This window comes from Marinomonas phaeophyticola (assembly GCF_026966905.1).
Taxonomy (GTDB): Bacteria; Pseudomonadota; Gammaproteobacteria; order Pseudomonadales; family Marinomonadaceae; genus Marinomonas; species Marinomonas phaeophyticola.
In genome coordinates this window covers 39,328-61,009 of sequence record NZ_JAPUBN010000006.1, presented here as the reverse complement: position 1 = coordinate 61,009, position 21,682 = coordinate 39,328, and the positions used below count along the sequence as shown (strand labels likewise).

The following is a 21,682-nucleotide window of genomic DNA, read 5'->3' as shown; positions in this document are numbered from 1 at the left end:
ATTTCACTAAGAATTACAAGTTAGCGTTGATGTAGTCAACTGCTGCTTGAACTGTAGTGATTTTTTCAGCTTCTTCGTCTGGAATTTCAGTATCAAATTCTTCTTCCAAAGCCATTACAAGTTCAACTGTGTCTAGAGAATCAGCACCTAGGTCATCAACAAAAGACGCAGCTAACACTACTTCTTCTTCTTTAACACCAAGTTGTTCACAAACAATTTTTTTAACGCGTTCTTCAATGCTACTCATTAGAAGTTCCTACTATTATCATTATAAAGCTCAATTGAGCATGTTAATTGTTCAAATTCTTTAAAAGATTATATCTCAATGAACCGGTTAGCTATTTTCGTTGATCTTTAAACAAAATTCAACTCAAATTACGCCATATACATGCCGCCATTGACATGTAGCGTCTCACCCGTGATGTATGCAGCGCCTTCAGAGGCTAAAAAAGCCACAGCAGATGCAATTTCTTGTGGTTGACCCAAGCGCGATGCAGGCACTTTTTCCACTAATTTCGCTTTATGTTCTTCAGGTAAATCCTTTGTCATATCGGTTTCGATAAAACCAGGGGCAACACAGTTTACTGTAATCCCTCGAGATGCGATCTCAGCCGCCAAAGAGCGACTAAAGCCTTCTAAACCTGCCTTAGCCGCAGAGTAGTTTGCTTGACCCGCATTACCCATAGAACCAACAACAGAACTAATTGAAATGATACGCCCAAATCGTGCCTTAGTCATACCTCTCATACATGCCTTAGTTACACGAAAAACAGATGTTAGATTAGTATTAAGTACTTGTTCCCATTCATCTTCTTTCATTCGTAACATCAAGTTGTCACGAGTAATACCTGCGTTATTTACTAATACAGTTGGGGCACCGACATCCCCTGTAATTAACTTAATCACGGAATCAACCGATTCAGAAGAAGCGACATCAAGCACATAACCTTTACCAGGGTTACCCATAGCAGCAAGATAATCTGTGATACTTTGAGCGCCTGTTTCACTTGTTGCCGTGCCAATGACTACAGCACCTTGTGATGCAAGCTGTTGAGCAATTGCTTTACCAATACCCCGTGTTGCACCTGTTACTAAGGCAACCTTTCCTTCAAGACTCATGCTTATCTCCGTCTTATTTTGTTTTATCTTTATCGCCATCTAACTTCATATCTAAACGAATTAAATAGCCAATTATTTTTTGTGCTCGGCAACCACAGCAGTAAAACTACCTAGATCACCAATACTTGTTGCCTCAAGGCCTTTTACAATACGCTTATTCAATCCTGTTAGCACCTTACCTGGACCACATTCGATTGTTTTTGTAACACCCAAACCAGACATCAAGGTAACAGATTGTGTCCACAATACAGGCTCACTTAACTGCGACACTAGATTTTTTTTCAATAATACCGGATCAGAGACCACTTCGGCACTTACATTCTGAACCAATTTACAAACAGGTGCTTTAAATTCGATTCTTTCTAATTCAAGGGCCAACTTTTCACCAGCAGACAACATTAATTCACAATGAGATGGAACACTCACTGGTAGCGGTAACGCTCGTTTCGCGCCAGCTTCTTTCATGGCAACCATAGCTTGATTGACACTGCCTGTCTCGCCCGCAATAACCACTTGACCAGGAGAGTTGAAGTTTACCGCACTCACTACACCCGCAACGGTTGCACAAGTTTTGACAACGGTTTCGTCATCCAGACCAATAATAGCGGCCATTGCCCCCTGACCAGCGGGTACGGCCTGCTGCATATATTCACCTCGTAATTTTACAAGGTTAACCGCATCTTTAAATTCTAATACGCCAGCACACACTAATGCAGAGTACTCCCCAAGACTATGGCCAGCAACGTATTCAGGCAATTCAGCTTGCTGCTCTTGCCATAAACGCCATAAAGCCACACTTGCTGTTAACAGAGCAGGCTGAGTTTTATCTGTTTGAGCCAACGCGTCAGCATTATTTTGAACGAGCTCCCACAAGTCGTACCCTAATACATCAGACGCTTCTTGGAATGTCGATTGAATTATTGGGTATTCGGTAGACAAATCAGCCAACATACCTAACTGTTGAGAACCTTGTCCTGGAAACACAAACGCTAATGTAGAATTCATTAAACAACCTCTTTTTTTATCTTGGCAGAAATTTTTTCATGCAAATTATTTTTTGCCATATCAATACCGTATTCAATAGCCCCTGTAAGCGCTGTAACATCTGAGCCACCATGCCCTTTAACAACATTACCTGCAACACCGACAAGGCACGCACCATGATTACGGCCACCTTTAAATAATGAACGCACAATATCCTTATCATGGCTGTCACTTAATTCTTTATTGATAAAGGATAACAACCCTTCGGATGCTTTTAAAACCGCATTTCCAACCATGCCATCACATACAATGACATTTTTATCCCCTTTAAAAATCTCATCGCCTTCTGCGTAACCAGAATAAATAGGCCAGGCTCTTTTGCTTAATGCCTTATCCGCTTCTCGAATTACAGAACTCCCCTTACTCGATTCAACACCAACATTTAGCAAACCAACATTCGCCAACTGATCATCACATGCTTCAATATAAGCGGCCCCTAAGCAGGCAAAACCCTCTAACATCGTGGATTGACAATGAACATTGGCTCCCAAATCCACCAAACAACGTAGCGGGGAGCTACCTAGTTCACGAATTAATGCTGGATACAATTTAGGCCGAACCAGCCCTAAAATAAACCTTGACAAGGCCACCATAACCCCTGTATTTCCAAGAGTTATCACAACATCTGAATGCTTTTTAGCTAGGCTCTTAAGGGCTTTATATAATGTGGTTTCTTGGCGACGGAATAAGTCTCTGTTAACAACATCATTTTGAAGAATAAAATCTGGGCAAGCAATAGTTGTAACATTAAGATGAGAGGGATAAATAGGAGAAAAGGATTCGTGATGATAGATCGAAATATCTACATCATCGTAATTTTGAAGTACGTTAAGAGCACTCTCAAAAGCAATGCGGGGACCTAAGTCCCCGCCCATAGCGTCAATAGCTACCCTAATCATATTGGGTATCTTAGTTATTCACCTTTAGGGGTGATAACTTGACGACCACGGTAAAAACCATCTGCTGATACATGGTGACGACGGTGGATCTCACCTGTAGATTGCTCTACAGATAAAGTTGGTCCAGTCAATGCATCATGTGAACGACGTTGGCCGCGGCGTGAACGAGTCACTTTACTTTTTTGTACTGCCATTTTGGAGCTCCTAACTTACTTGGCTTTTAATTCTGCCAAAATACTAAATGGATTCGGTTTAATTACCTCATCCTCTGCGTCATCGGTAGACGATGCGTACTTTAAAGCTGCTGGGTTGCAACCACTTTCTTGATGATAAGCGACTATAGGTAAAGCAAGAAGTAACTCCTCCTCAACCAGTTTCGACAGAACAACCTCCCCATTGGTCATGACAACTGGATCATACTCTTCTGGAATCTTCTTAGCATGGTCTTCGTCATAGACAAAAGCCAAGCTCAGATCAATATCCAAATCATATGCCACAGGCCCAAGACATCTTTGACAGACGATTTGAACTTGTGATTTTAAATTGCCCGTCGCAATATAGCGCCGATCTTCGTCCACTTTAAAGTTCAGATGAACAACTACTTCCCCAACATCTGATGCCAAGGCAGCGCAAAGCTCCTTAAGCTGGTTAAGGGGCAAAATACCACTGATGGAGAGCTCATGATTCGCTTCTCTGCGTGGATCGAAATATTTAGGTAAAGAGTCATTCAACATGGCGGCAAATAATATTGACAAGAGCCCCAATTGTCAAAGCAAGAATGTCCTAAATCCATATTTTTTATGCTTTTTTGATAATAAAAGTGTAAATTGAACAACTTTAGAGCACATCCACATTAAAAAGAGAGAAATGAAGTGAGCCTTCCCTTAATTCTAGCCTCCTCCTCACCTTACCGAAAACAGCTATTAGAACGACTCCACCTTAACTTTCACTGTTTATCACCAGAGATAGATGAGACCCCTCTTGCAAATGAAACCGCAAACAATCTGGTTTCACGGCTCGCATATCAGAAAGCGACAGCTGTTAAAAACACATTAAGCGACAATGCCATTATCATTGCATCCGATCAGGTCGCCTTATTGGAAGACACCATCTTAGGCAAACCTCACACAGTAGAAAACGCCATCAATCAACTATTAAGCTTTAGTGGCAAAAAAGTCACTTTCTTGACTAGCCTGTGCATTTTAAATTCTGATACAGAACAGCAGGAAAACACGATTGAAGTATATCAGGTTTATTTTAGAAACCTAACGCGCAAAGAGATTGAGCACTACATCAAACTTGAATCCCCTCTAGATTGTGCAGGAAGTTTTAAATGTGAAGGACTTGGCGTCACACTTTTCCATAAAATGGAAGGAGACGACCCTACCAGCCTAGTAGGGCTACCTCTCATTGCATTATCTCGATTACTCAGACGACAAAAGGTAAATCCTCTCGAACCCTAATCAAAATATAAAAAGGAAAAATATGACTCACCGATGATTGAACGGGCCTTCTTCTCTTTCAAAAATGACGTTTTTTAACAGAGAAAAAAGCCCTTTAACGCTTAACGAATTTTAGCCGTTGACAGTAGCTCCACAACAACACCAACACCTATTGATTTAGCAAACTCTTCCCACGGCTCTTTAGTGGGCTCAAAGTAAACCGTCTCAACACCATTAAATTTACTGTCCAAAACCTTGTTAAAACTCAACAAATCATCCGCCAACCCCATTTTTACCGATTGAGCACCTGAAAACACCATTCCAGAAAACACATCTTGAGTTTCTTTTAATTTTTCACCACGACCATTTCTAACGGCTTCAATAAATTGCTGGTGAGTCTCATCTAGAACGGACTGCCACTTACTTTTTGCCTCATCTGACATAGGAACAAAAGGATCCATAAAGGCTTTATTGTCACCTGCAGTAAAGGTTCGCCTCTGAACCCCTATTTTTTCAATCAGACCGGACAAGTCAAAACCAGATGAAATAACACCTATGGACCCCAACAAACTGGCTTTATCGACATAAATTGCATCCGCGGCCGCTGCAATATAATACCCACCTGATGCGGCCATATCTTCCACAACCACAACCACCGGAACATTTGGGTAGAGTGTTTTTTTCTCTTTTATTGCATCATAGATGATGCCCGAATGCACAGGACTACCACCGGGACTATTCAAACGAATCACTACGCCTTGTAGACTTGATTCTTCATAGGCACTGTCTAATAAAGTCACGACCACATTTGAATCTATCTGCTCTCCAGCTCCAATCACGCCATTTAATGGCAAGACAGCAACAAATGGCTTATTAATAGCACTTTCACCATACTCGACTCGATTGAAGGAAACTATCGACACGCCAATAAACACAGCTAAAAAGGCAAACCTAAAAAATATTTTCCAGCGCCTTGACCTACGCTTTTCACGAACATTCTCCTCAAGAACCTTTTCTAATAAAGTATATATTGAGGTATCCATAGACTCTTTCTTAGCTCCTACCTCGCTAGATGAAGGTGTCACTTTAGAAGCTCTCTCCTCTTGATACAGATCTTTTGCCCCCTGCACATTGTCCTCTTCCTCTGTCCAGCTCATAACTCACCCTCAATAACGGCTATTAATTTTGAAAAATCATCCAACACGACAATAGGATCACACTCAAGTAGGCGCAATTTATCATGAGCGCCATAACTGACACCAATAGAGGCCATGCCAATAGCCTTCGCCATCATTAAGTCATACTCCGTATCACCGACCATTACCGCTTCTTTTGCAGCAACACCAAGCTCATCAAGTAATTCTTGCAACATCAGAGGGTCCGGTTTCGATTTAGTTTCATCCGCACAACGTGTTGCCTGAAAGTATGCACCTGTATCTGTCTCAAGCATCATTCTATTCAACCCTCGTCGAGATTTACCCGTTGCAACAGCCATCATGACTTTTGAAGATTGTAAGTGATTTAATACATCCATCACCCCAGGGTAAGCCAGAGGTGCCTCATAATCTCCCTTCATAAACAAATGTTTGTAGTTCTCTATAACAAGATCTTGTTTTTCACGAGTTTCATGTGGCCAAACCTTAGCAATGGCCTCCACCAACCCAAGACCTATGATTTCTTTGATATCTTCAGGCTCACGTTTTGCAACACCCGCTGCCTCACTCGCATTGAGCATGCAATCACAAATTACATCAATTGAGTCGAACAAGGTTCCATCCCAATCGAAAATCACCAATTTAATCATTTCAACCCTTAATAAAATCATTATAAAACAGGTAAGATAGCTTACTTACTTTAACACGGAGCACTTTTATGCCCACTAAACTTGATATAAACACCTTCTCAATTGAGCAAGCAATTGAAGTAAATAATACCGTCAGCAAAGAAGACGTTCATTTGTTTGCTCAGGTCACTGGAGACACAAACCCTGTTCATTTAGACGATGACTATGCTGCCACTACCAGTTTTGGAAAAACCATTGCCCACGGAATGTTAACCGCAGGATTTATTTCTGCTGCGATTGGCACCAAACTGCCTGGACCTGGTTGCATTTACTTAGAGCAAAGCCTTAAATTTCGTGCCCCCGTATTTATTGGGGACTCAGTTACTACTCGCATAACAGTGTCAGACATTAATACTCGACGAAAACGCTTAACCTTAAAAACGGAATGCATAGTGAACGACAAGGTCGTCGTCAACGGTGAAGCCGTCATCATGATTCCAAGTTAACATCGATACATCAAAGCCGAGCCAAGATTACTTTCGTTCATATTTCTCAACGAAAGTATTTCTGCTCGGCGCACTTTCTTCAACTCTCGCTCTAACGCTGACGCTCAGGTTTCGAAAATAGATTTCATGATCCATGAATAGATTCAAGAGAGTGATTCATCAGTTCACGCCATTGATCGTCAATGGGCGCCTCTAAAAGCAAACGCTCTTCCTGCAAATTAAAATCCAACCGGGTCGCATGCAAACATAAACGTTTAAAGCCCAAAGATTTTGCTAACTTTAGCTCATCATCCGTAGAATATTTCTCGTCGCCGACAATAGAATGCCCAGCATATTGAGCATGAACTCTAATTTGATGCGTTCTACCGGTGACAGGCTCACATTCAATTAAGCTAAAACCTTCAAACTGCCGCACTAATTTAAATCGTGTCAGACTTTCTTTACCGTCTGTATGCACTTTTACGACTCGCTCGCCCGATTTCAGCTCATTTTTAAGTAAAGGAGCGTTTACCTGTAGTTTTCTTTTTGACCAACTACCATGAACCAACGCCAAATATGTTTTCTGTATTCCTTCCTTATCCCTTAACGCGGTATGGAGCTCTTTTAAGACAGAACGTTTCTTGGCCACCATAATTAAGCCCGAAGTATCTCTATCTAATCTGTGCACAAGCTCAATAAATTTCTCTGTGGGTCTCATTTGTCGAATAACTTCAACCAAACCAAAACTTAATCCACTGCCACCATGCACCGCTAACCCTGAAGGCTTATTAATGACCATGAGCTTTTTATCTTCAAAGATTATCCGTCCTTCTACCTCACTCTTCAAACGATCAGACACGGAAGGTTTTTCTGAAGCGGGCTCTATTCGAATAGGCGCAATACGAACAAGATCCCCAGACTGTAAGCGCACTTCAGGCTTGACTCGTTTCTTGTTTACTCGAACCTCACCTTTTCGCAAAAGATTATAGATACGCCCTTTTGGCACGCCTTTAAGGTGAGTCATTAAAAAATTGTCTACTCTTTGATCATGATTATTTTCATCAATAGTGACAAATGTGACCTTAGAATAGTCGGTATTATTTCGTTCTGAGTTAGACATAACCAAAGAATGGTTTCCTTTATAATTGAAGCACTTAGTTTTTACTGTTATATTCTATACCGCAGAGGGTAAGAGGCACCAAAACGCCTCGAAGAACAAAAGAATTTATACAAAGAACACCGCTGGAGCGACACTCCGGTTCCCTATCTTACCTCTGTATACGATAAGCTTAAATAATAAACCGCTTGATTCGGAAAAAACCTTGTCAAGATTAGGTAAATGTCATCCTTGATTGTGCAAATGCAACGTCTCAAATTGTAAATATTCATGAGACCCATTCAAGGATTCGCATTTTGTTACTATTAAAAGGTGTTGATCGCATAAAATCGTTTCCTTCAACTTCATAAGAAACGTACGGCGCACTCAATAGCCCTAGAGAGAAAACGAAATACAATCCTAGAATAGGACTCAAATCCATATTTTGGACATTTAACTCGTCTTAACAAAGTGAACCGACTCGGCCATATAGAGTTCACACTTAAATGATAAGAATGCTAATTAACGCAACTCAACAAGAAGAGTTGCGAGTCGCCCTAGTTGACGGCCAACGTTTATACGATCTTGACATCGAATCTGGTTCTCGCGAGCAGAAAAAAGCCAATATTTATAAAGGCCGCATTACTCGAATTGAACCAAGCCTTGAAGCTGCTTTCGTCGATTTTGGAGCAGAACGTCACGGATTCCTTCCACTAAAAGAAATATCGAAAACCTATTTCTCTAAAAAACCAAACCATTCCGATGGTCGAATCAATATCAAAGACGTTCTCACAGAAGGTCAGGAAGTTATTGTTCAGGTTGATAAAGAAGAACGCGGAAACAAAGGCGCTGCACTCACTACTTTTGTTAGTTTAGCCGGTCGTTATCTAGTCCTAATGCCGAACAACCCTCGTGCAGGTGGCATCTCTCGTCGCATCGATGGCGATGACAGAACCAATTTAAAAGAAGCGATGTCTGGCTTAAACATGCCCGACAACGGCGGCTTAATTGTTCGTACTGCTGGCGTCGGCCGCTCTACTGAAGAGCTCCAATGGGATTTAGACTATCTAAACACGCTTTGGCTATCCATTACCAAGGCCGCATCTGAAAAACCAGCGCCATTCTTAATCTACCAAGAAAGCAATATTGTTATTCGTGCCATTCGTGATTACCTACGCGAAGATATAGGCGAAGTATTGATCGATGAGAAAAACGTTTACCAAGATGCGATTAACTTCGTAATGCAGGTGATGCCTCACTTTAAATCTCGTATCAAGCTATATACCGACCAAACCCCGCTATTCAATCGCTTTCAAATTGAAACTCAAATCGAAACGGCATTCCAACGAGAAGTTCGCCTTCCATCAGGCGGCTCGATTGTAATTGACCCAACCGAAGCACTTGTTTCTATCGACATCAACTCCGCCAGAGCAACAAAAGGCGGCGACATTGAAGAAACAGCATTACAGACAAACCTTGAAGCGGCTGATGAAATTGCACGTCAATTACGTTTAAGAGATATTGGTGGTTTGGTAGTCATTGACTTTATTGACATGACACCAGTACGCAGCCAAAAAGAAGTCGAGCACCGAATGAAAGACGCTCTAGAAGCCGATCGTGCTCGCGTTCAATTAGGACGAATATCTCGTTTTGGTCTTTTAGAAATGTCTCGCCAACGATTACGCCCTTCATTAGGTGAAACCAGCGGCATTGTTTGTCCTCGCTGTAATGGCCAAGGCTTTATTCGTGACATTGAATCACTAGGTTTATCTGTATTACGATTAATCGAAGAAGAGTGTGCAAAAGAACGTACCGCTCAAATTCGTGCGATTCTACCGGTTTCAGTGGCGACTTTCCTATTGAATGAAAAGCGCACGAACATTGCTAAGATAGAAAAGCGCAACCAAGTACATATCATACTTGTTCCAAACCCTCATATGGAAACACCTCACTTTGAAGTTGAGAGAATTCGTGATGACAGCACTTCGGTTGTTCAAGATGACAGTAGCTATAACCTAATAGAGACCCCGGTGACTCCACCTTACGAGCCTCGCCAACAAACTGAAGACACAAGACCTAAAGCCGTTGTGACGAGCATTGCTCCTAAAGCACCAGCACCAACCATTGAATCTCCAAAAGCAAAAGTAGCAAGCAGCAATACCCCTAATACGCCAGCAAAACCAGGGCTGCTAAGCCGTATTATTAAAGCCCTTTTCGGTTCAGATGAGTCAACAGAAAAAACGACCTCTGATACACCAAGAAAAGCGCCACCAAAACAAACTACTGAGCGCACTACGAAACCGCCTCGCAATACGACTCGTAACACTAAACGTAAAGCGAAACACCAGAATGCATCGTCTACCGATGATTCTGGAACAGAAACACAAAATAAAGCTCGCTCCACACGACAGACTCGCCGTGAACAAGCGGAAGAAAGAAATAAAAACCCTAGAAACAACAGAGATGATCGCTCATCAAACGACAATCGTAATGACTCAAATCGTAGCGAATCGACTACTAGCGATAAAAAACCTGCTCGCTCTGAAAGGCCTAAAAAAGTCATACCAGAAGTAAACGAACGCAAACGTGAAAGAAACAACAACAAGCGTCGTAGCGGCAAACTTAAAGAAGAGGCCTTGCTTGCTGAGGAAGTTAAACAACAGCAAATTGAAGTAGACACTCAAAAAGAAGAAGCGGCTGCTGAAGCAAAACTTAACGAGAGTAAAAACTCAGAAGGTCGCTCTCCAAGAGAAAAACGCAATACCAGTCGACGTACTCGACGTGGTGCACCAAGCTCTGAAAAAGAATCACACAATGAAGATAGCGTAGATTCTGATTCGGTTACTAATGAAGCCTCTCAAGTTGTAGATAATATCAATACGACGGCTGATGTCGATAATCAGGCATCCATTTTAGAAGAGTTGCAAGCGGCCGTTACTGAACCAACAGAAATTAAATCTCGTGAAAAAGCCGCTACTGATCCGCAAAACAAAATAGAGATTCAAGCGGAAACCACTAACGCGACCGAGACAACCTCTGTTATAAGTGAAAAGAGTGAAGAAGGTAGCAATACCGCAGCATCAGCCGACACTCCAGAAAACGGAACTCAGGCTACCACCTCTATAGAGGACGCTCCAAGCCAATCTAAGAAAGCAGAAATGTCGGCTCCTGAAGAGGTAGAAAACTCTGTCGATAAAACTCAGATTAACCCTGCCACTTCTCCTACAATGGACGATGTTCAAGTAGAGATAGAGACGGCACCTAAAGCGGAAATTGAAGCAAAAGCGGACGCTAAAGATGTTATTGAAACGATTGCAACAGTAGATCCTGAACCTGCGAGCCCAGCGGTAGAACCTATAGAAGCAATCACATCAGAAACGCCCTCAGAAGAACCAGTGAAAGCAGATGAAAATCCAGCACAAACTCACTCTTCCGTTGAATTAGAGGAAACTGAAAGCACCAAAGAATCAACAGTCACCGCGGAGGAAGAGGCCCCAGCGAAACCAACGAGATCAACACGCACACCTCGTCGTGGTCGTGGAAAACCCGCTCCCGTCGCGAAAAGTGAGGTAAAAGAACCCGTTGAACTCCCACAAGCGATCATTGATCAGCAAGAGAAAATCAAGCTCGAACGTGAACAACGATTGACAGAAAGTAAACCTCGACGCAATTCTAGAGGTCGAGTGAAAAACGACCCTAGATTAAAAGAAGAGAGTAACAGCGTGAGTGTTGACGCAGGCACTTCTGGAGTAGAAACAACTTCAGAATAATTGATACGTTAAAATAAAAAGAGCCCGCTTAATGCGGGCTCTTTTGCATAAACTATACACTTAACATACTTATTAAAATAAAATTCTCTCTATATAATCTATTTTATTTACCAACCTTAAACTTAAAGACAAGAATTAATCAGGATTTTTCATGGTTTTTGCTGACTCTCGCTTTAAAGAATTTAATTTTGTAGGCGACTTATTTGGTGGCGCAACAACAGCCATCGTTTCTCTTCCTTTAGCCCTTGCTTTTGGTGCCGCGTCCGGTGCTGGCGCAGAAGCGGGCTTATGGGGAGCCATTCTTGTTGGCCTCTTCGCTTCTTTCTTTGGCGGTTCTACTTCATTAATATCAGAACCAACCGGACCAATGACAGTGGTTATGACCGCAGTACTAACCACCATGATGGCAGAGCATCCCGATCAGGGGCTAGCCATGGCCTTCACAGTGGTCATGATGGCTGGCTGTTTTCAGATTTTACTCGGCAAACTTAAACTGGGCAAATACATTACTTTAATGCCTTATAGCGTGATCTCCGGGTTTATGTCAGGCATTGGTATCATCCTCATTATTTTACAGCTCGCCCCCTTCCTCGGTCAAACCAGCCCAAGCGGTGGCGTACCTGGCACTATCATGGCAATTCCAAACCTTGTACGAAACATGGATTTTGCTGAACTATTTTTAGGACTTGCCACATTAGGGGTACTTTTTTACGTACCAAAGAGTTGGAAAAAATATGTCCCTCCACAACTTATCGCCTTAATCTCCATTACATTACTTTCAATTATACTGTTTGACTCTGAATCCATCCGACGAATTGGCGAAATACCATCTGGTCTACCGTCAATACAATGGCCAACCTTTTCATTTGATCTATTGGGTGAAATGATCATGGACGCTTTGGTTCTTGGGACCTTGGGTTGCATTGATACACTGCTCACGGCCGTCATAGCAGACAGCCTCACAAGAAAGGAACACGACTCAAATAAAGAGCTTGTAGGACAAGGTATAGCTAACCTCATATCTGGTTTTCTAGGCGGATTACCAGGTGCTGGCGCCACTATGGGAACCGTTGTAAATATCCAATCCGGTGCAAAATCCCCCGTATCAGGCATTATTAGAGCCATGATATTGTTGTTTGTTGTTATGTGGGCAGCTGAGCTCACGCAACCCATACCGATGGCGGTGTTAGCGGGTATCGCTCTTTATGTGGGGCTTAACATTCTCGATTGGAGTTTTTTAAAGCGTGCGCATAAAGTAGCTTGGTCGCCAACCATCATCATGTATGGCGTTATGATATTAACAGTATTTGTGGATCTGATGGTCGCCGTTGGGATAGGTGTATTTATTGCCAATGTGATAACAATAGAAAAACTAAGTCGTATCCAAGAAGGTAACATAAAATCCATCAGTGACGCAGATGACGATGTACCTTTAAGTAAAGAAGAAAGATCACTACTCGACCAAGCCGAAGGAAAAGTGCTGTATTTTTACCTTTCAGGCCCGATGATCTTTGGGGTAAGCCGTGCAATTGCCAGACATCACAACTCAGCCACCCACTATAAAGCCATGGTAATTGATTTAAGCGATGTTCCTATGATGGATTTAACCGTGGGTCTCGCTCTTGAAAATGCCATTAAAGACGCATTAGAAACAAACTGCCAAGTTTATATCTTTGCCCCTAACGAACAAACCCGTGAAAGATTATTAAAGTTAGGCGTTAATAAACAGCTGCCTAATAATGCTTTTGTAGACTCAAGAATGATTGCCCTTGAACGAGCGCTCGCGGATTCAAACCAAGATCACTCTATTGGTTCTGAAGGACTAACTTATAGTGAAAAGCAACAAAAATTTCCAGGAATAGATGAATCCTAAATTTTACCCGTTAATGAGAGCCTATCCTAAAGCGATGGGCTCTCTTTCTAATACGACATCAAACTTTTGCTGAACATCGGTAACAATTGAGTCTTGCAGGGCCAATAAATTATCAGCAACCTTATTATCATAGTTTACCAGTACCAGTGCTTGCTTATCATAGACGCCAACACCATCCACGCACTTACCTTTCCAACCAGCCTGATCAATCAACCATCCCGCAGCTAACTTCCAAGATACACCGTAGGGGTAGGCAACCAAGTTAGGATAAGACTTTTTAATGTCTTGGTAGACCCTATCTGTGACTATAGGGTTTTTAAAAAAACTACCTGCATTACCAAGCCGCTTAGGATCAGGCAACTTTTCACGACGAATAGTGGATACTTTTTCAAAAATTTCTAAAGCACTGGGATCTAACGAGTCAAAAGCACTGTCTGAAAAATAACTTAATTTCGGATTAACAACCGTGGACAACTTAAGGCGAATCTTAGTAACAATATGAGAATCTTTCCATTCATGCTTAAATCGGCTTTCACGATAAGAGAAGTCGCAATCTAGAGCACTAACCCATGAAAACACTCTTGTACGAATATCAAAAACTTCAACCTCGAGCAAAGCATCTTTAATCTCCACCCCATAAGCACCTATATTTTGCACAGGTGCCGCACCAGCCGTCCCAGGAATCAAAGCGAGATTCTCAATACCGTATAACCCCTGACGAACACTGTATTCAACCGCATCATGCCAAACCTCGCCTGCCGCCAGCTCAAAAGTAAAATCGGCAGGGCTCTCACCTACGATTAACTTCCGACCTTTTAAATTATTAACGACTACCAGACCTTTTACATCCCCTTTAAGAACAAGATTACTGCCCGCACCAATCATAGTCAATTGACATCGATTACGCTCAACAAAGTCCATCAATTCAAATAACTCAGCTTGGTCATTTAAAATACAAAAATATTCCGCTGAATAATCAAAGCCAAAAGAATTATAGTGTTTTAAAGATTGATCATAAGAAATATTCAAGGACATAGAGCACTTATTTTGAAGATGCATGGATAAAATCTAGAAAATTATCAGATAAGTCAATTAGATGATCCGCCATCACTTTAAACGCATCATTTCCATCATAGTAAGGATCTTTTACCGCACCTAACACCTTTCTATCAGGTAATGCGCCAAACAAAACAACTTTACTTTTGCATTTTTCAGGACAGATACGGATAAGGTTTTGATAGTTACTTTCATCCATAGCCAAAATCCAATCAAAATACTCAAAGTCCTCTCTAGCGACCTGCCTAGCCCTCTGATTACTGATGTCTATCGATCTTTTTTTAAGCTCAGCAATCGATCGAGAGTCCGGCTGTGAGCCTATATGATAAGCCGCCGTACCGGCAGAATCGACTTCTAACTCAATCCCCTTCCGTGCCATTGCCGCATACTCTAAAATACCTTGGGCTGCAGGGGAACGACAGATATTGCCTAAACAAACGGCCAAAACCTTTATAGTCTTCATTTTTTCGTTTCTGAATCTAAACGCTCATCAGTGCTCAGGGTACGCGCCTCTGTTTCCAATAATACAGGAATACCATCACGAATCGGATAAGCCACCCCACCCATTTTACTTATGAGCTCAGTACCTTCCGAATTTAAGGTTAGTGGAGCCTTTGTCACTGGACAAACCAAAATATCAAGTAGTGCTTTATTCATTTTAAATCTACCTTTGCAAAATTTGATAATGAATTTATCAAATTAAATTTAAAATCATCCGTTAATTGTAGCTTCACCCTAAGATACCAAACATCATCATTAAGAGTATCTAGAGCGAAACATTTTGTCGCATCTTTCTCCGTCATAACAACCAAGCCTCTTTCAGGGATGTCACTAGCTAGGATAGGGTGATGATCAGGTAACCATCGAGTAGAGTAATCCTCTTTCAACCCTAGAGACAGTAACGTTCTTAAAAATCGCATAGGATTACCAATGGCGGCCATTACCGAACATTTTTCAGCGGTTTGAAGAATACTTAAGTCTGCTGTCAACTTTGTTTTTACGTTTACCAAGTCGACAACTTTTAGAGGAAATTGAGAGAATTTTTGAATCACATCCCTAGAAATAAAATGTGGCACGCTCAATTCCTGACCCTCCTGAATAACAGAAGCAATAAAATGGACATCTTCCAGCCTTTCTATTGGTTCTCTTAAAGGCCCAACAGGCAAAAGATAGCCATTTCCAAATCCTCTTTCATGATCCACCATGACAATCTCAATGTGGCGATTCAAGGCGTAATGCTGCAATCCATCATCACTTATAATAACATCCACCGAATGCTCAGAAATCAGTTTTTTTACAGCTGAAACCCGGTCTCGGCCAACAACAACAGGACAAGAAGTTCTTTGAGCAAGCATCCAAGGCTCATCACCAACCTCTTCAGGTGTGGATGTTGTTTCAACGGTCATAATGGAATTGTTATTGGAACCATACCCTCTAGACACAATGCCTGGAGAATAGCCTTTCGATTGAAGCAGATCACATAATGCTATCACCATCGGAGATTTCCCCGTCCCTCCTACGGTTAAATTTCCAACCACAATGACCGGTACAGACGGTTGGTAAAGGGTATCTTTATTCTCAAGAAATGATTGACGTTTTTTTTGCACAAATGCACGTACAAATGGAATCAAGGGGGAAAAGCATTTCGTCCAAGAACCGCCTTCATACCACCCTTTATTAAAGAGCTCATCAAGATTCACTGTATAGTTTCTCGTTCTGCTGTATGAGCAAGCTTAGTAAATCCCAGCTGAGAGGCGGCATCATAAACCCTCATAACCATTTCATAAGAAGAGTTTGCATCAGCCGTAATAATTAAAGGCATTTGATTATTACCTAAAGACGCTTCTTGCAAGCCAAGCTTGAGTGTCTCGATACGACCATTAACCAAAGTTAATCCGTTAATTACATATTGACCATCAGACGTAATCACAACCTCTAACTTATCGGTACCGATAGAAACCGGATCGCTTGTTGTTGCCGTAGGAAGATCAATCGTTAACTCCGTACTTTGTTTAAACGTGGTCGTAACCATAAAGAAGATAAGTAACAAAAAAACGACATCAATCAAGGGTGTCAAATTAATATTTACTTCCTCAATTTTTTGACGTCGAAACTTCAATGCTTAGCCCCCATATTGGCATCCCTATCTCCATGTATTACTTCAACCAACTTTGTTGCTTGCTGCTCCATTGTTACGACCAATTCATCAATACGACGACTGAAAAAACGATGAAATATCAATGCAGGAATCGCTACGCCTAATCCTGCCGCCGTTGTTAGCAACGCTTCAGATATGCCTCCGGCTAGCAGTGCAGTATTACCAGCACCTTCAGCCATCAACACAGAAAAGACTTTAATCATCCCAACAACCGTTCCAAGCAAGCCTAATAAAGGCGAAATCGCGGCAATCGTTCCCAGTGTATTCATAAATTTTTCTAACTCATGAATGGCATGACTTGCGGCTTCTTGTACACTTTCTTTCATGATATTGCGCCCATGCTTTGAGTTTAAAAGCCCAGCCGCAAAAATTGACCCTAATCCTACTTCTGTTTGTAAATTACGTATTTTCTCGACTGTTAACCTATCTTCACGAAGTAATCCTAAAATTTCAGATAATAAATTTTTAGGGGCAACCTTGTTACGTCTTAACGCCCAAAAGCGCTCAAGAATAATTGCCATAGCAACAATTGAACAAAGTAATAGCGGCCACACAAAAAAACCACCGGACTTAATAAAATCTAGCACCCTTAGCTCCTTCCAAAATTTGTTACTAATTTACCATACTATTAATCATTTCAATACGTTCACATAAGGCTTCAGACCGACTTAACCACAAAAAATGACACCGTGATAAATTCACCTCAATTGAATTAAGATCTTCTTCAATAACAATAGCTTCACCGTCCTTAACGACAGCCCATGCCACTTTAAGCGCGTCCAACCTAGTCGTCAGGACGTCATCAGGCATTGTACTCAAAATAACGATGTCCGGTAGCATTTCAAATATCATTTTTACAGTTAACTTACTATTAACACTTGGCCATAACAGCAGTTTCCAGTTTTTATCCAATAACAGTACCTCTTTCTGATGTTCGAATATCTCTCTCATACTAGAAAACCAATTCGCATCAAGATGCAATGATACTCTGTAAGTAAGTTCTTGTTCCGATAACCGTTTCTGATAGAAAAAGAGTAGCAATTTATTATTAATATTCTCAATAATAATGTATTGATTAGGACACAGTCGATTGGGTAACCAACACTGCATAATTACACTCTTCGGCACCTTATGGCTAACAAATAAAAACACACTCCCCATAAGCAAAACAGAAAAAAATACACTCCAGCGGAACCAGATAATAGATAACACCAACCCAATTAGAGCCATGATAACAAGCGCTAATGGAAGCGCCTCATTCATAGGAATAAGATACAAATTAAACGCAACAAATTGCATGATATTAAATAAAGTTAAGACAGCTGAGTCAATAACGCCCATAAGCCAACTCGAATTTGTTACAAATGCCTCAAGAACAGCAAAAAATCCGACAGGGAACCAAAAGAACGCCGTGAAAGGAATAACCACTAGATTTACTATCATAGTGTAAATAGACACATAATCCTGCCAACCAACGATAATAACAAGAGAGCCTACACTCAAAACAGCCTGAGTGCAGATAGCTTTAAACACCAACCCAAGGGGTAATCTCGTCATATTGACAATCAAAAACACCAAACAGAATGACAACCAAAAACCAGCTGAATTGACGTTATCGGGATGAATGAGCAAAACAATCACAAAAGCCAATGCAATCAAATACGTGCCCGTTAAAGATCGATGAAAAGCCCCCATAAAGTTGAACAACAACAGCATGACGCTTGCTCTTCCGACAGCAGGGCCCCATCCTACAAAACTGCCGTAAGTTACTACTAAGACAATACTAATAAATACCTCCAAGACTTTCTTAGATACTCCCAACAAAAGCCATTGTGAAGGTAGAGCACACCATAAGAAACGTATTAGCACTTTCAAAATTGCGTATAAAAAACCAACATGAAGACCAGAAACAACAAATAAGTGCCCAACACCTAACACTTGAACAACCCACTTATCAGACTGATCCATCAGCCCTTTCTCCCCAAAGAGCAACGCTCGACTAAATCGCCAACTCGGATATTGATTAAATCGACTGTCAACGGCAGACTTAATCTCTTTAAAATTCATCTCATAAATAATTAAGTTGTCATATATATAAGTCACAATACGCAAAAGCGGTTCAATAAATTGATACATTAAAGTGAGCAAAAAATATCCACTTATTAAATAAGCTAAATGTTCTTCATTTTCTATCCTAACTGTTTGACGGATTAAATAGAGACACAACAGCAAGATGTAAGTAGAATAAAGGCACTTAAAATCGTCGGGGACAATATCTGTCCCCATCCATAGAAACAAATGTTGTAGCATACAACCTCCATATTGTAAGTACGACTCAATTACATTTTTGGCATGCCTAAGCGATATTTCAAAAAATTCATCCCCAATCCTGAAAGATTAAAGTCGAATAAAACCTTGGCTATATTAGGCTCTCAGATTTATGATCAAGACTTATGGCACCTAAGCCGTCGCTCTGTTGCGAAAGCCTTTTTTGTAGGTATTTTCTGGGCCTGCATTCCCATGCCTTTTCAAATGCTGGCAGCCGTATTATGCGCGGTTCCATTTAGAGCCAACGTTCCTCTTTCTGTAGCCTTAGTATGGATAACCAACCCCATTACCATGCCATTTGTCTTTTACGGTAATTACCTAGTGGGTTCGCTGTTCGTAGGTACCCACACTAACAAACACTTTCAACTCTCCGTTGAATGGATATGGGACAAGATGGAGCATATTTGGCTCCCTCTCTATGTTGGTTCCATCACAACAGGGTTAGCTATAGGATTATTGGCTTATATTGCTACTATGGTTATTTGGAAACTACATGTTGTAAAACGCTGGAAATTAAGGCGTATCAGGAAAGAAAAAAATAAAGGGGCTTAATCCTTTTCCCTTTATTTTCTTCACTCTTGTCTTTAAATTTGCCACTACCTAACACAAACCATCAATAAATAGATTCTACTATTTAATCTTTTCCAGCTCCCCAAGAGAAAGCCTATAGGCAGAATCCACCCACGACAGCATTTTTTCGTCATGAGTTACAATTAAAAAAGCCATATTCTGGGTTGACTGCAACGTTTTGATCAAGTTTTGAATTTCCAACGCTGTATTTTCATCCAAATTACCTGTCGGCTCATCCATTAAAACACAAGACGGATTATTGATAAGGGATCGAGCGACAGCCACCCTTTGCCTTTCTCCTCCTGATAATTGAGCCGGCCTGTGAGATAAACGCTCAACCAAACCAACTTGCGATAATAAATTAGAAGCTTTTTCTTTGGCATCGGATTTTTTCTTGCCCGCAATTAGCATTGGCATCATGACATTCTCTAAAGCAGAAAATTCAGGTAATAAATGATGCAACTGATACACAAAGCCTAATTCTTTATTTCTCTGTTTAGATCGATGTCGATCATTAAGGCTCGACCAGTCCTTACCAGCCAAACTAACACTACCTGATGACGCTAAATCTAATCCCGCCAAGAGGTTAAGAAGCGTTGTTTTACCTGAGCCTGAAGCCCCAACAATCGCGGCCGTTTCTCCTAACATCAAAGAGAGGTTTATTGATTTTAATACGTCAACCGTATGCTTTCCATCAGAGTAAGACTTAGATAAATCACAGCATTCCATTACCACTGAGTTTGCATCATTCATATCTAAGTGCCTCAGCAGGTTCAATTTTTGACGCTCTCCACGCAGGATAAAGCGTCGCACAGACAGTCATGATAAAGGCTGCAACCACAATCAAACGCACATCATCCCATTGTAATTCAGAAGGCAAATAACTTATAAAATAAACATCTGCATTTAAAAACTGCATATCCAAAATACTCTCTATCCAACCAATGATGGCACTAACATTGAGGGCGGCGGCCACACCTAAAATAACACCCAAAACCGTCCCTAACGAGCCAATAAAGACGCCCTGAACCACAAACACCCACATAACTTGGCCCGAAGTCAGTCCCATGGTTCTTAAAATAGCAATGTCTGTTTGTTTATCTGTCACTACCATCACTAAGGTCGATACTATGTTAAACGCAGCCACAGCTACAATTAAAAGCAACAACAAACCAATCATGGTTTTTTCCATTTGTATCGCTTGAAATAAATTTCCGTGAGTACGAGTCCAATCACTGACTCTATTTTGACCCGGCACAGCCCTTGCTATGTCCCATATTCGTGTAGGCGCAATGAATAAATTATCGAAAGAAATTCTAATCCCCTCGACTTGTCCTGGCTGTAAACGTTTTAGTTTCGCTGCATCTCTCACATGAATATAAGCAAAGCTGCTATCAATTTCAGCCCCTACCTTAAAAATACCCACTAGCGTAAAGCGCTTTAATGTTGGTGTAACGCCAGCAATGGAAACATTCGCTTCCGGTAGCAGTGCAGTTACCTTATCCCCTACTTTCACTCTCAGTATTCGAGCTAACTGCTCACCTAAAATAATACCAAATGACACATCATCTAAATCGGACAAACTTCCTTGCGTCATATTTTGAGAAATTATAGAAACTTTTTCCTCAAATTTAGGATCTATACCGTTCATTAATGCCCCATGCACCCCAGCCTTTGACTGAAACATAACTTGTGCTTGTGTATGTGGTGCGACTGCTGTGACATTAGGTTGCTGCAATACAATATCGGAAACAGCCTGCCAATCGTCTAATGCTGGCATCCCCCAAAGAGTAGCATGTGGAACCATTCCTAAAATACGCTGCCTTAACTCTCGATCAAAGCCATTCATTACTGATAGAACAGTAATCAGAACAGCAACACCTAGGGTTAATCCTGTAATAGAGGAAAAGCTAATAAATGAAATAAAGTGGTTCGTTCGCTTTGCTCTTGCATAGCGCAAGCCAATTTTTAGCGGTAATAAATTAATCAACTCAATCCCTTTTATAAATACAAACGGGAGACTTAAGCAGCCTCCCGTCACTCAGCTCTTAATATTAGT

23 protein-coding genes are annotated in these 21,682 nt (G+C 41.2%); 5 read left to right on the top strand and 18 right to left on the bottom strand.

Annotation, left to right across the window (positions count from 1 at the left end):
- Positions 1 to 13: 13 nt before the first annotated feature.
- The 6 genes from acpP to O1D97_RS00895 form a co-directional block, all read right to left on the bottom strand.
- Positions 14 to 247: an acyl carrier protein gene (gene acpP / locus O1D97_RS00920; RefSeq protein ID WP_191600145.1), complete on the bottom strand. Its 234-nt coding sequence runs from the start codon at positions 245 to 247 to the stop codon at positions 14 to 16.
- 128 nt (positions 248 to 375) lie between these two features.
- Positions 376 to 1,119, bottom strand: coding sequence for a 3-oxoacyl-ACP reductase FabG (fabG, locus tag O1D97_RS00915; RefSeq protein WP_269121978.1), 744 nt, complete (start codon positions 1,117 to 1,119; stop codon positions 376 to 378).
- Positions 1,120 to 1,191: 72 nt separating this feature from the next.
- Positions 1,192 to 2,124: an ACP S-malonyltransferase gene (gene fabD / locus O1D97_RS00910; RefSeq protein WP_269121976.1), complete on the bottom strand. Its 933-nt coding sequence runs from the start codon at positions 2,122 to 2,124 to the stop codon at positions 1,192 to 1,194.
- Entirely contained in the window at positions 2,124 to 3,062 is a 939-nt protein-coding gene (locus O1D97_RS00905) for a fatty acid synthesis protein (RefSeq protein WP_269121974.1), read from the bottom strand. The genes fabD and O1D97_RS00905 overlap by 1 nt, the downstream gene beginning before the upstream one ends.
- Before the next feature lie 14 nt (positions 3,063 to 3,076).
- Complete coding sequence (rpmF, locus tag O1D97_RS00900) at positions 3,077 to 3,256, bottom strand: 50S ribosomal protein L32 (protein WP_191600149.1); 180 nt, start codon at positions 3,254 to 3,256, stop codon at positions 3,077 to 3,079.
- 15 nt (positions 3,257 to 3,271) lie between these two features.
- On the bottom strand, positions 3,272 to 3,817 hold the full coding sequence (locus O1D97_RS00895; protein WP_269121970.1) for a YceD family protein: 546 nt from the start codon (positions 3,815 to 3,817) through the stop codon (positions 3,272 to 3,274).
- A gap of 117 nt (positions 3,818 to 3,934) precedes the next feature.
- Between O1D97_RS00895 and O1D97_RS00890 the strand changes: the two genes are divergently transcribed.
- Positions 3,935 to 4,525, top strand: coding sequence for a Maf family protein (locus O1D97_RS00890; protein ID WP_269121968.1), 591 nt, complete (start codon positions 3,935 to 3,937; stop codon positions 4,523 to 4,525).
- Positions 4,526 to 4,626: 101 nt separating this feature from the next.
- Here O1D97_RS00890 and sppA read toward each other — a convergent pair whose 3' ends face one another.
- On the bottom strand, positions 4,627 to 5,661 hold the full coding sequence (sppA, locus tag O1D97_RS00885) for a signal peptide peptidase SppA (protein ID WP_269121966.1): 1,035 nt from the start codon (positions 5,659 to 5,661) through the stop codon (positions 4,627 to 4,629).
- The gene (locus O1D97_RS00880) at positions 5,658 to 6,308 is read right to left on the bottom strand and encodes an HAD-IA family hydrolase (protein WP_269121964.1); all 651 of its coding nucleotides are present in this window, start codon (positions 6,306 to 6,308) and stop codon (positions 5,658 to 5,660) included. Before O1D97_RS00880 ends, sppA begins: the two co-directional genes overlap by 4 nt.
- A 68-nt stretch (positions 6,309 to 6,376) precedes the next feature.
- Here O1D97_RS00880 and O1D97_RS00875 point away from each other — a divergent pair, with 68 nt between their 5' ends.
- Complete coding sequence (locus O1D97_RS00875; protein WP_269121962.1) at positions 6,377 to 6,793, top strand: MaoC family dehydratase; 417 nt, start codon at positions 6,377 to 6,379, stop codon at positions 6,791 to 6,793.
- A 124-nt stretch (positions 6,794 to 6,917) separates the two neighbouring features.
- On the opposite strand, the gene rluC is transcribed toward O1D97_RS00875, so the two are convergent.
- Positions 6,918 to 7,892 (bottom strand): 23S rRNA pseudouridine(955/2504/2580) synthase RluC, encoded by a 975-nt coding sequence (gene rluC / locus O1D97_RS00870; RefSeq protein ID WP_269121960.1) that lies wholly within the window; start codon positions 7,890 to 7,892, stop codon positions 6,918 to 6,920.
- Between the two features lie 482 nt (positions 7,893 to 8,374).
- Between rluC and rne the strand changes: the two genes are divergently transcribed.
- Together rne and O1D97_RS00860 are read left to right on the top strand one after the other, a co-directional pair.
- Positions 8,375 to 11,638, top strand: a complete 3,264-nt coding sequence (gene rne / locus O1D97_RS00865; protein WP_428981076.1) for a ribonuclease E — start codon at positions 8,375 to 8,377, stop codon at positions 11,636 to 11,638.
- Between the two features lie 151 nt (positions 11,639 to 11,789).
- A complete protein-coding gene (locus O1D97_RS00860; RefSeq protein ID WP_269121956.1) occupies positions 11,790 to 13,511 on the top strand; it encodes a SulP family inorganic anion transporter in 1,722 nt (573 codons plus the stop codon).
- Positions 13,512 to 13,532: 21 nt separating this feature from the next.
- Here O1D97_RS00860 and murB read toward each other — a convergent pair whose 3' ends face one another.
- The 7 genes from murB to O1D97_RS00825 are packed head-to-tail and all read right to left on the bottom strand — an operon-like array spanning position 13,533 to position 19,035.
- Complete coding sequence (murB, locus tag O1D97_RS00855; RefSeq protein WP_269121954.1) at positions 13,533 to 14,546, bottom strand: UDP-N-acetylmuramate dehydrogenase; 1,014 nt, start codon at positions 14,544 to 14,546, stop codon at positions 13,533 to 13,535.
- Positions 14,547 to 14,553: 7 nt separating this feature from the next.
- Positions 14,554 to 15,030 (bottom strand): low molecular weight protein-tyrosine-phosphatase, encoded by a 477-nt coding sequence (locus O1D97_RS00850; protein ID WP_269121952.1) that lies wholly within the window; start codon positions 15,028 to 15,030, stop codon positions 14,554 to 14,556.
- Positions 15,027 to 15,224, bottom strand: coding sequence for a Trm112 family protein (locus O1D97_RS00845; RefSeq protein WP_269121950.1), 198 nt, complete (start codon positions 15,222 to 15,224; stop codon positions 15,027 to 15,029). The genes O1D97_RS00850 and O1D97_RS00845 overlap by 4 nt, the downstream gene beginning before the upstream one ends.
- Positions 15,221 to 16,267 carry a tetraacyldisaccharide 4'-kinase gene (lpxK, locus tag O1D97_RS00840; protein ID WP_269121948.1) on the bottom strand — a complete coding sequence of 349 codons (1,047 nt, stop codon included), beginning with the start codon at positions 16,265 to 16,267 and terminating at the stop codon, positions 15,221 to 15,223. The genes O1D97_RS00845 and lpxK overlap by 4 nt, the downstream gene beginning before the upstream one ends.
- Positions 16,264 to 16,686: an ExbD/TolR family protein gene (locus O1D97_RS00835; RefSeq protein WP_269121946.1), complete on the bottom strand. Its 423-nt coding sequence runs from the start codon at positions 16,684 to 16,686 to the stop codon at positions 16,264 to 16,266. The genes lpxK and O1D97_RS00835 overlap by 4 nt, the downstream gene beginning before the upstream one ends.
- Entirely contained in the window at positions 16,683 to 17,312 is a 630-nt protein-coding gene (locus O1D97_RS00830; protein WP_269121944.1) for a MotA/TolQ/ExbB proton channel family protein, read from the bottom strand. Before O1D97_RS00830 ends, O1D97_RS00835 begins: the two co-directional genes overlap by 4 nt.
- Before the next feature lie 25 nt (positions 17,313 to 17,337).
- Positions 17,338 to 19,035 carry a ComEC/Rec2 family competence protein gene (locus tag O1D97_RS00825; RefSeq protein ID WP_269121942.1) on the bottom strand — a complete coding sequence of 566 codons (1,698 nt, stop codon included), beginning with the start codon at positions 19,033 to 19,035 and terminating at the stop codon, positions 17,338 to 17,340.
- A gap of 42 nt (positions 19,036 to 19,077) precedes the next feature.
- Between O1D97_RS00825 and O1D97_RS00820 the strand changes: the two genes are divergently transcribed.
- A complete protein-coding gene (locus tag O1D97_RS00820; protein ID WP_269121940.1) occupies positions 19,078 to 19,605 on the top strand; it encodes a DUF2062 domain-containing protein in 528 nt (175 codons plus the stop codon).
- Positions 19,606 to 19,683: 78 nt separating this feature from the next.
- Here the strand turns inward: O1D97_RS00820 and O1D97_RS00815 are convergent, their stop codons facing one another.
- Together O1D97_RS00815 and O1D97_RS00810 are read right to left on the bottom strand one after the other, a co-directional pair.
- Positions 19,684 to 20,376 carry an ABC transporter ATP-binding protein gene (locus tag O1D97_RS00815; protein WP_269121938.1) on the bottom strand — a complete coding sequence of 231 codons (693 nt, stop codon included), beginning with the start codon at positions 20,374 to 20,376 and terminating at the stop codon, positions 19,684 to 19,686.
- A complete protein-coding gene (locus tag O1D97_RS00810; RefSeq protein WP_269121936.1) occupies positions 20,369 to 21,613 on the bottom strand; it encodes a lipoprotein-releasing ABC transporter permease subunit in 1,245 nt (414 codons plus the stop codon). Before O1D97_RS00810 ends, O1D97_RS00815 begins: the two co-directional genes overlap by 8 nt.
- Positions 21,614 to 21,682 lie beyond the last annotated feature (69 nt).